Below are 13,207 nucleotides of genomic sequence, written 5' to 3'. Positions count from 1 at the left end.
TCAATCAACTTTCAACGCACTTAGTATTTCATCAGTGTGCTGTCCACGTTTTGGTATTGCTTTAGAGGCCGCACAGGAATATGCATTGTCTAAGAATCGCGGGGCAGGCGCGGCTTGTAAAAATCCATCTGCGGTAGCCCACACACCTCGTGCATCCATATGTGCGTCGTGTTGAGAATGTTCAGGGCTGAGCACGGGTGAAACACATGCGTCACTCTGCTCGAACATTGTTTTCCAGTATTGTTGTGGGTGTTTGCTAAAGATTTCTTCCAGTCTGCCACTCAATGTTTTCCACAGCTTGGGGTTTCTTTGCTGGAGAAAGTCTGGGTCACTGTTTAGCCCCAATTGAATTAAAAAGGCTTTATAGAATTGAGGTTCTAGACATTGAACAGACATCCAATTTCCGTCTGAACACTGATAACAGCGGCTCCAATGAGGACCGTCTAGCATACTTTTCCCGCGAGTTTCGCTGAACACGCCGATGCCTGACATGTACATGATCAAGTTCATCATGTGTGCAGAGCCATCAACGATAGCAGCATCAACAACTGTTCCCTCACCAGTTCGGCCAACACGGTACAATGCCGACAACACGCCAGCGACAAGGTAGAGTGCTCCTCCTGCGATATCGCCCAATAGTGTTGGTGGTGTGAAAGGCGCTTGTCCAGGTGGCGAGGCGTACCAAAGTGCGCCAGATAATGCGATGTAGTTTAGATCATGTCCGGCCGCTTTTGCTCGGGGCCCATTTTGGCCCCATCCAGTCACTCTGCCATAAATCAACGCGGGGTTCACAGCATGAAGGTCATCTGGGCCCAACCCTAGCTTTTCCATCGTGCCTGGGCGCATACCTTCAATAATAATATCAGCCGTTCTAATCAGCTCGCGAACGCTCGCTTTTCCTTCATCTGTCTTCAAGTTCAATAGGACAGACTTTTTTCCTCTATCAAGTAAGCTTTTATCGGTCATTCCTTCCACTGGAACGTCTTCCCGGTGAACCACCGTGACATCGGCACCTAGGTCTGCCAGCATCATTGCAGCAAAAGGCCCTGGCCCAATACCCTCGATTTCTATGACTTTTAAACCACCTAACATATTTCATTGTCCTCTTAGAAACTCGGAATCACACCTATTCGCTAGCATCCTAACCAATAGCGCTGCACTGTATTTAGCATTGCGACACTGGCGTTGGCTTCTGAGTTTTACTTTGTTTTAACAATCTACTTTTTTACCGCGACAATGATAATGACCAGAAAGCTCAGTGTGATTGACAAAATCCAACAAGTTACTGCAATACCATTCTTGTTAGGCATGTATTCGAATTATTTGTCACTTTTAGTCAATTTATATGGTGTCTTTAGTCATCGTTTTTTTGCCCATTCTCTCTATAGTTTTAAGCAACATTTTTTTAACAAGGCCGTGGTCTCAGTGAAACGGTAAAGGTTTCACCATGCACTGTGGCGTTGCTGATACAGCAAAGGGGAATGGTGTTATGGCAACACAAGCTTATATTTTTGATGCGGTGAGAACGCCACGCAGTAAGGGAAAGTCTGATGGTTCGCTTCATGAAGTGAAATCTATAGAGCTGGGTGCGGTATTATTACGTGAATTGCAAAAACGCTACGACCTAGATACGTCCTATGTCGACGATGTAATGCTGGGTTGTACCGGCCCCATCAAAGAGCAAGGTGGCGATATTGCCAAGTCAATTGTGCAGTTTGCTGGGTGGGACGAGAGTGTGGCAGGCGTACAAATGGACAGGTTTTGCGCTTCAGGCTTAGAAGCGGTCAATTCCGCGGCTCAAAACATTATGTCGGGTTGGAATCAATTAATCGTAGCTGGTGGTGTGGAGTCTATGTCTAGGGTCCCTATGGGAGCCGCAGGTGCTTCGATGATGTTTGACCCTGAGTTTGTAATGACGCAAAAAACACCACCCCAAGGTATTGGCGCAGACTTAATTGCAACCTTGGGCGGCTGGTCTCGAAATGATGTAGATAACTATGCGCTTCTTTCACAAAAACGCGCAGCTTATGCCCGGGATAATGGGTATTTCGACCGCTCAGTAGTACCTGTGCGAGATACAAACGGCTTAATGATATTAGCTAAAGACGATTTCATTAGGAGCGATGCCACGTTGGACGGACTCGCCAGTTTAAAACCGTCCTTTAAAAAAATAGGCGAATTGGGAATGGACGCCACACTATTGTCGAAGTATCCGCATATAGAGCGCATTAACCATGTCCATACTCCCGGGAATTCTTCTGGGATTGTAGATGGTGCTAGTGCCGTGCTTATTGGTAGTGAGCAAGCAGGAAAAGATTTGGGGTTATACCCACGTGCAAGAATTGTTGCCGGAGCGGTTACCTCTACAGAACCATCTATTATGCTAATCGGGCCCGCGCCTGCTGCCGAAAAATGCTTAAAAATTGCGGGGCTTCGCAAAGAAGATATTGACCTCTGGGAAATTAACGAAGCTTTTGCTTCTGTGGCGCTTAGGTATATGCGTGAATTAGGTATTAGTGAGGAGGTGACCAACGTTAACGGTGGTGCAATTGCCATGGGACATCCGTTAGGTGCGACTGGCGGAATGCTCGTCAGTACGGTGTTAGATGAGTTGGAACGCCGTGAGTTAAAACGCGCAATGATTTCACTTTGTGTAGGTGGTGGCATGGGCATTTCCACCATTATCGAAAGACTGTAACCGAAGGATAATGGAGGAGAGCATGAATACTTTTAAATACCAAAAAGACGATAACGGCATTGTAGTCATTACCATGGACATGAATGGACCGGTAAACGCAATTAATGACGAGTTTTATCGCGAAATGTCGGAAGCACTAGACACTTTGGAAAAAGAAACAGATCTTTCAGGTGTCGTGTTCACTTCAGCTAAAGATACGTTTTTTGCTGGTGGTGATCTCAATATGCTCATGGCAATGGAACCAGGAGATGAGCGAAAAATATTTGATACGGTAGAGGCGAATAAGTCGTTGTTCCGTCGATTAGAGAAGTTACCGGTTCCCGTAGTCGCTGCGATAAACGGCGCAGCATTAGGTGGTGGCTATGAGCTGTGCTTAGCGAGTAATTATCGCGTTTGTGTAGATAACCCCCGCATTGAAATTGGATTACCTGAGGTGTCTTTGGGGTTGTTACCTGGAGCGGGAGGCGTTGTTAGGCTTACAAACCTAGTTGGGTTAGAGGCAGCGCTTCCCATGCTTCTTGAAGGTAAAAAAGTCAGACCGCAGCAAGCTTTGAAAACTGGGTTAATTGACGCCACTGTACAGAGCAAAGATGAGCTTATTTCACATTGCAAAGCGTGGCTGGTTAACAACAAAGATAACGGTGAGGTCGCTATTCAGCCTTGGGATCAAAAAGGTTTCAAAATACCCGGTGGAGATATTAACAGGCCTTCTATAACGCAAATTGTGGCAATGGCGCCGCATATGCTTCTTAAGAAAACCAGGGGCTTGTTACCCGCGCCAGAAGCGATTTTAGAAACAGCAGTACAAGCGGTTACTGTTAATTTTGATACGGCACTTAAAATAGAGTCCAGAAAATTTGCCTCTTTGCCAGTTACGCCTGAAGCAAAGAATATGATGTCAGCTTTTTTCTTTCAATTGAATCAGATTAATGGTGGTGGAAGCCGCCCTGACGTGAAAACAAAGTTCACATTCAATAAAGTTGGGGTGATTGGTGCTGGCATGATGGGGCAAGGCATTGCTGCGGTGGCGGCAGGTTTAGGTATTCAGGTTGTATTAAAGGACGTGTCTATTGACGCAGCTGAGAAAGGTAAAGCTTATACAGCCAAAGTTTACGACAAGAAAATAGCAAGAGGGCGAGCAACTGAGCAAGATAAAGAGCAAGCTCTCTCACTTATTATTGCTACTGATAATGATGAAGACTTGAAAGGCTGTGAACTTGTTGTAGAGGCTGTTTTCGAAGATATGTCGCTGAAGCACAAGGTGCTTAAAGGCTCAGAGCAATTTCTAACCGAAGATGGAATTTGGGCCTCTAATACCTCAACACTTCCTATCACTCATCTGGCTGAACCTAGTCACAAGCCTGAAAATTTCATTGGGCTGCATTTCTTCTCTCCCGTCGACAAAATGCCGCTGGTAGAAATAATTTGTGGCAAAAAAACGAGTGACGCTACCCTCGCAAAAGCATTCGATTTCGTCCAGCAGATAAAGAAAACCCCCATCGTCGTTAATGACAGTGTTGGCTTTTTTACTTCCAGAACCTTTGCTTCGCAATTACAAGAGGCGGCAACTATGGTCAGTGAGGGTATTCATCCAGTCAGAGTTGATAACTTAGGTAAAGCTATTGGGATGCCAGTAGGCCCGCTAACGGTAAATGACGAAGTAAGCTTAACGATTGGTATTAAAGTACGAGAAACGCAAGTAGCTGCCGGCTTGATAAAGGCTGAGGATGATCGCTGGCCTAAAGGGAACAAACTCATCGAAAAACTTGTGAAGGAACACAAACGCGGTGGTCGCTATCACGGTGAAGGCGGGTATTTCAATTATGTTGATGGTGACAAGGCAATTTGGCCTCAATTACTTGATATGTATTACGACCCAACCGTCGAAATTTCCGATAGTGACATCAAAGACAGGCTGTTGTTTATAAACGTAATAGAAAGCTTGCTGTGTTTGGAGCAGGGTGTGTTGAAATCAGTGGCCGATGCCAATATTGGCAGTATCTTTGGGATAGGTGCACCCATTTGGACAGGCGGATACATTCAATTTGTTAATAGCTATGGGCTTGAGCGCTTCCAAGCCAGGTGTGAAGAGCTTGCTGAAAAATATGGTGAGCGATTTAAAGCCCCTGCCATTGTAGGAAAGAAAATAGCAGCAGGTGAATTATTTCTTTAGAAATACTTCACCTATTTCTTCGGACAATATCGCTTTACATTTTTAGACTGAAGGGGCGTGTAGCATGAGCCAGTTAAAAACACCGTTAGACTATTTCTATTATTGGGAAGAAAAAACACCTACCGACATATTTCTGAGGCAGTCCTTTGGCAATGGGCAGTGGAGGGAGTACTCATGGTCAGAAGTCGGAGAGAGAGTTAGAAAAATAGCTAGCTTTATCCATTCTCGTAACCTTCCTCCTCAAAGCAAAATAGCGCTTTGGTCAGCAAATTCAGCTGATTGGATCATGGTAGATTTGGCTATCATGCTAAGTGGGCACATCAGCGTGCCCTTATTCCCCAATCAATCAGTTAAGGCCGCTAATCATGTACTAAAAGAATGCGATGTTTCGCTAATGTTTGTTGGTGAATGTGGGCAAGAGCAAAAGTTTACAGAATGGAATACGGCAAACGTCACCCTAGTGGGCATGCACGGCTGTTCGATAGCGGTAGACCACAATTTAGCGCAAATTCAGCAGACGTTTGGTCTTGTATTAAGCAACCCAAAAGCAGAGCTCGATAGTCTAATGACGATAGTGTATTCATCCGGCACAACGAGTATGCCCAAAGGCGTTATACACTTGTATTCTGCGCCGGCAAAGGTAACGCCCTCTATCGCCAAGGAGTTCAAAATTTCACGAGAAGAAGGGTATAGAGCCTCACTTTTCTCTTTTTTGCCACTGGCTCATATGGCAGAGCGTGCCCTTGTCGAATTTACGGGCCTTTATAGTAATGCTTGTATTTCATTTTCTGCAGGTCTCGACGATTTTAGTGACGAAATCGTTAGCGTGCAGCCTACATTTTTCTTTGCGGTTCCAAGGCTGTGGGACAAGTTTAAATTGTCGGTAGATAGCAAAATTCCCCCTGAGGCACAGGCTGCAATGAGTGAAGAGGATAAGCATAAAATACGATATATGTTGGGCCTCTCTAGAGCTGATATGATCCTGAGCAGTTCAGCGCCGCTGCAGCCAAAAGTCCACCAGTGGTACTTACATATGGGAATTAAAGTAAGAGAAGTTTACGGAATGACCGAGACTTTTGCGACAGGAACAGGATGCTTTGAGGATATACCTGCGTCGGGAACAGTAGGAAAGCCCCTTGGTGATGTTGTAGAGGTAAAGCTTTCCGATGAAAACGAAATACTGATGCGATCTGAGGGCATGATGTTTGGCTATTACAGAGCCGAAGAAAAAACGTTGAGCGTGCTTAAAGATGGATGGTTTCACACGGGAGATTGTGGCACTTATGACGAGAGTGGCAACCTAGTGGTAACCGGGCGCAAAGGAGATGAATTCAAAACAGCCAAAGGAAAATTTATCCATCCGGTGCCGTTAGAAAAATGCTTTAGCGGTGTACCGGAGATAGAGCAATTTATCGTTGTTGGGCAAGGGCTTAATCAACCAATTTTGTTAGCGACACGCTCTGAATCTGCTTGTTTATTAACAAACAGTGAGTTGCGCGATAAGCTGAAGCAGTATTTGTCGAAAATAAACACCACACTTGCCCCTTACGAGCGCATTTCGCATATTTTAATTACTCGGGCTGCGTGGACAATTGATAACGGAATGTTAACCCCGACCTTGAAATACCATCGAAAAACCATTGAAAGCTGCTTCAAGCCAGATGCCCTAAAATGTTGTGAAAACAAGGAAGAGGTTGTCTTTGTTTAATATCGAGACCCCTTGTATTACATGTATTCGATACGGTATTGATGGGATCAATGTATGAGAGTGTTCTAACTTTAAGCCAATGAAGAAAAAGCAATCGTTACAAAAAGCAGCCTTACAACACCTGTTTGCCGGCTATGAAAAACATGGGCTCTCGATTAAAGCGTTATTTACCGAGTTGGGTTATGACGCGGAAGATTTTGAAGAAGCAAGTTTTAGGTTGCCGTCAGAAAAGTTGGGAAAACTGGTTCGACTTGCGGCAATCAAACTCAACGATGAAACCATAGGCTTTTTTGAGCGCCCCACAAAACTAGGTGGCGTGAAGATAGGTGTGCTATATGCCTTACGAGGTAAAACACTGCGAGATGCGTATTTCAGACTATTTAAATATTTAATGCTGTTGCATGATGATTTAGATATAAAACTGGTTGAGAGCGGTGAAGAAGCGAATATTGCTATTAACATAAAGCGAGAAGAGTCGGATGCAGACATGCTGGTTTATATAACGCTTATGTTGTTTGTATTTAGATGGTCGTCTTGGGTAACAAATCATCGAATATCGCTTAATCGCCTGAATTTCAGTGGTAAAAAGTCGACTTACTCACACGATTTAGACTCTGCTTTTCCCTGTCGTCACTACTACGAAAGGCCGCAGACGGAATTAAGTATTTATCGAAGCGACCTAGAATTACCTGTTACCCAAAAAGAAGAAAGTGTTACTCAGTTTATACATTCCCTTTCCAACTTACTCATTAATCGCATGTCTGACGCCAGCATTACGGCGCAAATTAAACGCATGTTGAGAGAGTGCGACAATTTAGAGAATTTACCACTCAAAAAGGTGGCTGATGATCTGAATAAAAGCCCGCAGACTGTTCGTCGCTATCTTGCCCAAGAAAATACAAGTTTTGCGGCATTAAAAGAAAGCGTTAGGAAAGATATTGCAACCTACCACCTTACGCAAAAAGACACCTCCATTAAAAATATTGCCTATCTGGTCGGTTTTTCAGAACCCAGTGCCTTTATACGCGCATTTAAGAAATGGACTGGCCTCACCCCTGGGGAATGGCGCGAACGTCAATGATCGTTTTGGTCTATTCTCTGGCGCTTTCGGTCATCGGTAAGCACTAATTAGGTTGTTAACATGTTGTGAAACTTACATTGAACGTTGGAGTAGGACCATGTTACCGAGAACCTTATTTAGTTCTGAGCACGAGATGCTGCGTGATAGTTTTCGAAAATTCTTACAAACTGAAGCCGTTCCACATTACGAAAAATGGGAAAAGATTGGGCAGGTTGATAAATCAATTTGGAAAGCGGCGGGCGAGCAGGGCTACTTAGCACCGCTCGTTTCAGAGGAGTATGGCGGGCTGGGTCTAGACTTTCTATACAACGTTATCCTTACAGAAGAAATCGGCAGACTTGGACTAAATGGAATAGGTTTCCCATTACACTCTGACATTGTTGTTCCTTATCTATCGAGATTAGGCACTGAAGAGCAAAAACAAAAATACCTTCCCGCGTGTGTTTCTGGCGAAATAGTGACGGCTATCGCCATGACAGAACCAGGAACAGGGTCTGATTTGCAAGGAATCAAAACTACAGCAAAAAAAGAGGGTGATGATTTCATTATCAACGGAAGTAAAACGTTTATTACGAATGGACAATTAGCTGACTTAGTTATTGTTGTCGCAGTAACCGACCCAACAGCTGGCGCAAAAGGTTTAAGTTTAATACTCGTTGAAGCGAATACACCTGGCTTTGAGCGAGGTTCAAATTTAGCGAAAATTGGCATGAAGTCTCAGGATACTTCGGAATTATTTTTCAATGATGTGAGAGTGCCTCAGTCTAATTTGCTCGGCCCCGAGGGAAGTGGCTTCGCGCAATTAATGGCAGAGTTACCACAGGAGCGCTTAACAATCGCTGTGCATTGTATGGCAATGTGTGAATCTGTTTTAGCGCAAACCGTTGAGTATGTTAAAGAGCGAAAAGCGTTTGGCCAAAATATAGGGGCATTCCAAAACACTCAGTTCGTTTTAGCAGATTTAGACACTGAAATTGATGCGGCCCGCGCTTTTACAGACCGCTGTATTGAATTACATTTGACGAAAGACCTCACTACAGAACTTGCATCAAAAGCTAAATTATTGGTGACTGAACTACTCGGAAAAGTGGTTGATAAGTGTCTACAACTCTACGGTGGATACGGTTACATGCTGGAGTACCCCGTCGCAAGGGCATACGCAGACGCGCGCGTTATGCGAATTTATGGCGGTACAAGTGAAATTATGAAACTTATCGTTGCTAGGCAGCTGCTAAAATAGCTACCTAATACGCTGATTAGCCTATACTGTTGGCTTGACGGAAACAGCGTTCAGGGACTGGTTGCTGCTCGCTGTTTCTCTTCAAGTTGCCCAAATACACTATTTGTATACCCTTTATTTACCATTAGATTTCAAACAGCATATCGGTGCGAATAATATACTTTACGCCCTTCGTTATTGGTGTTGAACTGTGTAAACAGTGCAATGAGTGATGTCCATGTGGAAATAAGAGCACACCGCCTGCAGGCGTTCGCACATTAACTTGTGCTTGTCTGTCACCTCGTCTTGCTGGTTTTCCCGGGTGGTCTGCATTCACCAAAAACTGTGTTTCTCCCCCTTCGAAATTGTCGTTAAGCAAAATTAGAAACGTCATTTTGCTATATCTGTCCGAATAGGCGTTTTGAATTAACGTGTCTCCTTCAACTTTGGAGCCCGGCCAGTCACCATCAATATGATATTTAAAATAATCACCTTCCTGGTATCGATAGAACCGAAAGCGAGTATTGATACCCAGCGGTTTCTTACCGTCAAATATGGCAAGGCTTTGCTGAGTTAGTGCCTCAATGCGTTGCCATATCAGACGCTCCGTAACATCATCTACAACGATAGTTACATTGTCGTTATGCCGAATTTCACGGGGTAGTGACACTGCCGCATCTTTTAAGTAGCCAAGCTCTTCCGACGTTTTCAGTAGTTTTCTACACTCTTGTTCACTAAAAACATTCAGAAGTTGGTAGGCGCCAGGCACTTCACTTATTTCACGGCGAACCGTTTGTTGCTGAGTTTGCGCTGATGAACTATCAAGCGCAAAGGCGTTATCTGTATGGGCAGCCCATGTAGGAATAGCTGGGTTTTGTGCGCCAGGTTCACGCGCTATAACGAAAAAGTTGCCTTTCATGATACTTTCCTCATGCACTAATTACTTGTACTTGTGTAAACTGGCGATGCCCTTCAAGTGAACCGTGGTAACCAAAGCCGCTTTCTTTCGCGCCCACCCATGGCCCATCACCTGCGCCTGGGCCACCGTTAATACCCACCATGCCAGCTTCCATATTTTCTGCTACGTAGGCAGCGTTACTTTCACCAAAAACGACTGCACCAAGACCAAGGGGAACGTTGTTCGCACGCATGATGGCTTCATCGATATTGCTAAAACTATCAATAGCGACGACCGGGCCAAACGTTTCTTCTTTTGCCATCAACATCTCATCTGTTAAACCGTCGATAACGGTGGGTTGAATGTAAGGGGGGAGGTAATCATCGCTGCCCAGTAAAAAACGCGCGCCTTTTTCTTTCGCGTCTTTTAAATGATGAATTATCTGCTGGTGCTGCTTTTTATTAACGATGGGGCCAATATTTACTCTGGGTTGGTCCCACGGCCCAACGGTATATTGTTTTGCAATCTCCACCACGCGTTCTACAAACGTGTTGTGAATACGCTCATCAACGTAGATACGCTCCGTTGATGTACACATTTGACCAGCATTTTCGAAACTACTCGCCACTGCAAAGCGAGCAGCCTTATTGATATCAGCGTCTGCAAGAACGATCATAGGATCGTTGCCACCTAGCTCCATCACAAGTCGATGAAGTTGTTTGGCCGAACTCGCCATTATATGTTTTCCGGCTGCCGCTGAACCAGTAAATGCGACCATATTAATATTGCTGGCAACAAGTGCTTTGCCCACTTCTCCGTCGCCATGAATAACTGACAGCACGCCATTAGGCAAAACTTCATTGAGTGTTCTTACGAACATGTCAGCAACCAAGGGAGTGATTTCTGAGGGTTTCAGTACTACGGTATTTCCTGCTACAAGTGCTGGTAGAAGTAAATTATTTGCCATAGCCAAAGGGTAGTTCCACGGCGAAATCACGCCCACCACTCCCAGTGGACGGTAGTAGATTTTTGTGCCGCTTGGCTTCTTTACTGGTGCAATAGCTTGCATGATCTCTCGGCAAAGATAAGACGCACTTTGTATGACCCCCATCACCTCATAGGTAGCTCGACGATGATCTTTACCCATTTCTTTAGAAATAAGGTTTACTAACTGCTCTTGAACACGGTTTAGGCCCGAGAATGCTTCAATAATTAGTTGTGCTCGCTGCTCTGATGTTAGCTTGCCCCATGCAATTTGAGCTTGTTTTGCGTCATTTACAGCAGTAACTACATCGTCATTACTTGCGACCTTCACGCTTCCCACTTCCTGTTCATCAAGCGGGTTTCGAGATACTAAAATGTTATTCATTGCTTTCACCACTAAACACGATTGCGCGTATTTCTAGGCTTGTACGCGGTTTTTTAGCTTCATCGTTTAAAACATCCACCGCTGAGTGTGGTACCCCAAACATTCCTTGTTCAAATGTAGAGTCGTACACTTTGAACAATAACCCTTCACCCGGCGTCATTTCGGACTGATAAAACCATTTGTGATTAGGGTTGTAAGTGATGGCAGCAAGTTCACCGATACGATCGGGATAGATAAGTTTAAGTCGCTGAAAATCAGTTGGCTGAACGGTAGATATATCAACCATGGCTAGCGGAGATGACTCCACTTTATTTCTTACAGGAAGCCACAGGTTCACCAAGGTATAATCGCGGTTTCGTAAATGCTCTTGACCTTTAGTCTCTTCCATCATGCGGTGATTAGCTGATACATCAGTGTAGTCGTTGTGTACTGTTCTTACCGGGGCTCTATTGTGAATAGACTTATCAGCACGGGTTGTCGAGCGATAAGTATGATCAAAAATGATCACGTCATCACTGTTCATTCTGCGCTTCAACATATCGATTACATATGGATATAGTTGCTTTTGTATTGCCTCGTCATCTTCAAAAGCTTCAAAGTCGGGTGAAAACGACACAACTTCGAAGCCATTTTTTTCCAGTGCAAACGTGCTTTTTTCAGCGCGCATATCACTAACACTAATAGTTCGTTTATCTACTGACGATGTAAGTTCTGAAGCGCCAGGGCCCTTATACGTTTGGTCGTAAACCAAAGGGGCTTCGGGTGAAACGTAGTTTACTGAAAACATAATCGTATCCTGTTCTTTAGCTTGTGATTTGATCCTACGCCTTTATCAATTACAATAAAATCAAGTGGATAATGTATGTGATACAAAAAAAAATGGTAATCCAGCTAGACATTAAGCAGTTGCGCACGTTTGTTGCGCTTATAAAAGTGAGAAACTTGTCGAGAGTGGCGGAGCAGTTAGGTGTTTCGCAACAGGCCGTGAGTGAGCATTTAAAAAGAATGCGCAATGTGTTTAATGACAGGCTGTTTGTTCGAAGTGGAAATGGTGTACAGCCCACCGCGCTCGCCGTCGCTTTACAGCCCAAAGTTACGGCTACGCTGGAAGCTTTTGATTCGCTTTTGACACCGGAAACTTTCTCACCTTCAACGACATCGACGACTTTCACGTTGGCATGCACTGACTTCGAGCAAGTGTCGCTGCTGCCGAGTATACTTGCCGACATTCGACAACTTGCGCCGAAGTTAAAAATAGCGATAAAAAAGTTAGAACTGGATAGCTTGGCGAATGACCTTAAAAACGGTGAAGTAGATCTGGCTATCACAAATCCGTCGTTAGCACCTTCGACATACCCGAGTGAAACGCTCTATCGCGAACGCTATAAATGTGTTGTGTCATCGCAAAGTAAGCTAACCAAAAATGAAATGACGGTGGCTCAAATATCAAAAATACCTCAGGTTGTGGTTTCGCCCTCTCGAGGCGATTTCAGTGGGGCTATTCATCATTGGTTTGAAGCGAAAGGCCATCCTAGAGAAGTTTTTATGTCTTTTCCTACTTTCTCCGCAGCTATTGAAACAATACACAGCACCGACTTGTGTGGTTTCGTACCAAGTGCGCTTATACCTAACAGAAAGTTACGCGTTATCGAGTTAAATGAAAAGCCGCCAGGATTTGATGTTATCAGCACATGGCACCACCGATTATCAAATGACCCTCTAACCTTATGGATTAAAGAGCTGCTGGTGAAATCTATTAAGGGCCGTTCTAAGTGCTCGTAACATGGAAAATAGGGCGAGAGCGGATTGCTGAATTTAAGGCATAAAAAAACCGACATTCGTCGGCTTCAGTATCTGCTTCTTGAGGAAGAGATGGTACCAGTGGGCGGACTTGAACCGCCACGCTATCGCTAGCAGCGGATTTTGAAAAGCTTGTGTTTATTTTAACTTTTAATAATCAATAGCTTATTTGTTTTTTTTGTGCGCTTCGCAAATTCTTTGCAAATAAAGGTGCCAGCCCGCCCTAAATTAATACGCTGCAATCGTACTAGCTCTAATTAG

10 protein-coding genes are annotated in these 13,207 nt (G+C 44.4%); 6 read left to right on the top strand and 4 right to left on the bottom strand.

The features are described 5' to 3' along the window. Positions 1–1,092 (bottom strand): CaiB/BaiF CoA transferase family protein, encoded by a 1,092-nt coding sequence (locus V7R35_RS05895; protein ID WP_334013785.1) that lies wholly within the window; start codon positions 1,090–1,092, stop codon positions 1–3. 397 nt (positions 1,093–1,489) lie between these two features. On the opposite strand from V7R35_RS05895, the gene V7R35_RS05890 reads away from it, so the two are divergent. The 5 genes from V7R35_RS05890 (at position 1,490) to V7R35_RS05870 (ending at position 8,900) form a co-directional block, all read left to right on the top strand. After that, on the top strand, positions 1,490–2,698 hold the full coding sequence (locus V7R35_RS05890; protein ID WP_334013783.1) for an acetyl-CoA C-acetyltransferase: 1,209 nt from the start codon (positions 1,490–1,492) through the stop codon (positions 2,696–2,698). Between the two features lie 22 nt (positions 2,699–2,720). Beyond that, a complete protein-coding gene (locus V7R35_RS05885) occupies positions 2,721–4,871 on the top strand; it encodes a 3-hydroxyacyl-CoA dehydrogenase NAD-binding domain-containing protein (RefSeq protein WP_334013782.1) in 2,151 nt (716 codons plus the stop codon). Between the two features lie 64 nt (positions 4,872–4,935). Next, the gene (locus V7R35_RS05880; RefSeq protein WP_334013781.1) at positions 4,936–6,579 is read left to right on the top strand and encodes an AMP-binding protein; all 1,644 of its coding nucleotides are present in this window, start codon (positions 4,936–4,938) and stop codon (positions 6,577–6,579) included. Between the two features lie 79 nt (positions 6,580–6,658). Next, a complete protein-coding gene (locus V7R35_RS05875) occupies positions 6,659–7,660 on the top strand; it encodes a helix-turn-helix domain-containing protein (RefSeq protein WP_334013780.1) in 1,002 nt (333 codons plus the stop codon). A 97-nt stretch (positions 7,661–7,757) separates the two neighbouring features. Beyond that, positions 7,758–8,900, top strand: coding sequence for an acyl-CoA dehydrogenase family protein (locus tag V7R35_RS05870; protein ID WP_071815872.1), 1,143 nt, complete (start codon positions 7,758–7,760; stop codon positions 8,898–8,900). Between the two features lie 124 nt (positions 8,901–9,024). Here the strand turns inward: V7R35_RS05870 and V7R35_RS05865 are convergent, their stop codons facing one another. The 3 genes from V7R35_RS05865 to V7R35_RS05855 are packed head-to-tail and all read right to left on the bottom strand — an operon-like array spanning position 9,025 to position 11,933. Continuing rightward, positions 9,025–9,798 (bottom strand): 2OG-Fe(II) oxygenase, encoded by a 774-nt coding sequence (locus V7R35_RS05865; protein WP_334013779.1) that lies wholly within the window; start codon positions 9,796–9,798, stop codon positions 9,025–9,027. A gap of 10 nt (positions 9,799–9,808) precedes the next feature. After that, positions 9,809–11,146, bottom strand: coding sequence for an aldehyde dehydrogenase family protein (locus V7R35_RS05860; RefSeq protein WP_334013778.1), 1,338 nt, complete (start codon positions 11,144–11,146; stop codon positions 9,809–9,811). Further along, entirely contained in the window at positions 11,139–11,933 is a 795-nt protein-coding gene (locus tag V7R35_RS05855; RefSeq protein ID WP_334013777.1) for a CmcJ/NvfI family oxidoreductase, read from the bottom strand. The genes V7R35_RS05860 and V7R35_RS05855 overlap by 8 nt, the downstream gene beginning before the upstream one ends. A 77-nt stretch (positions 11,934–12,010) precedes the next feature. Between V7R35_RS05855 and V7R35_RS05850 the strand changes: the two genes are divergently transcribed. Further along, the gene (locus V7R35_RS05850; RefSeq protein ID WP_334013776.1) at positions 12,011–12,928 is read left to right on the top strand and encodes a LysR family transcriptional regulator; all 918 of its coding nucleotides are present in this window, start codon (positions 12,011–12,013) and stop codon (positions 12,926–12,928) included. Positions 12,929–13,207: the final 279 nt, after the last annotated feature.

It is taken from the genome of Alteromonas sp. S167 (genome assembly GCF_036864375.1).
Classification (GTDB): Bacteria; Pseudomonadota; Gammaproteobacteria; order Enterobacterales; family Alteromonadaceae; genus Alteromonas.
The sequence above is the reverse complement of the archived record's forward strand: the minus strand, read 5'-3'. Positions and strand labels throughout refer to the sequence as shown.

What these genes read in the sequence shown, in the direction of transcription:
- V7R35_RS05890 (WP_334013783.1), top strand. Translation starts at nt 1,490, where the DNA reads ATGGCAACACAAGCTTATATTTTTGATGCGGTGAGAACGCCACGCAGT.
- V7R35_RS05880 (WP_334013781.1), top strand. Translation starts at nt 4,936, where the DNA reads ATGAGCCAGTTAAAAACACCGTTAGACTATTTCTATTATTGGGAAGAA.
- V7R35_RS05865 (WP_334013779.1), bottom strand. Translation starts at nt 9,798, where the DNA reads ATGAAAGGCAACTTTTTCGTTATAGCGCGTGAACCTGGCGCACAAAAC.
- V7R35_RS05885 (WP_334013782.1), top strand. Translation starts at nt 2,721, where the DNA reads ATGAATACTTTTAAATACCAAAAAGACGATAACGGCATTGTAGTCATT.
- V7R35_RS05895 (WP_334013785.1), bottom strand. Translation starts at nt 1,092, where the DNA reads ATGTTAGGTGGTTTAAAAGTCATAGAAATCGAGGGTATTGGGCCAGGG.
- V7R35_RS05875 (WP_334013780.1), top strand. Translation starts at nt 6,659, where the DNA reads ATGAAGAAAAAGCAATCGTTACAAAAAGCAGCCTTACAACACCTGTTT.
- V7R35_RS05860 (WP_334013778.1), bottom strand. Translation starts at nt 11,146, where the DNA reads ATGAATAACATTTTAGTATCTCGAAACCCGCTTGATGAACAGGAAGTG.
- V7R35_RS05855 (WP_334013777.1), bottom strand. Translation starts at nt 11,933, where the DNA reads ATGTTTTCAGTAAACTACGTTTCACCCGAAGCCCCTTTGGTTTACGAC.
- V7R35_RS05870 (WP_071815872.1), top strand. Translation starts at nt 7,758, where the DNA reads ATGTTACCGAGAACCTTATTTAGTTCTGAGCACGAGATGCTGCGTGAT.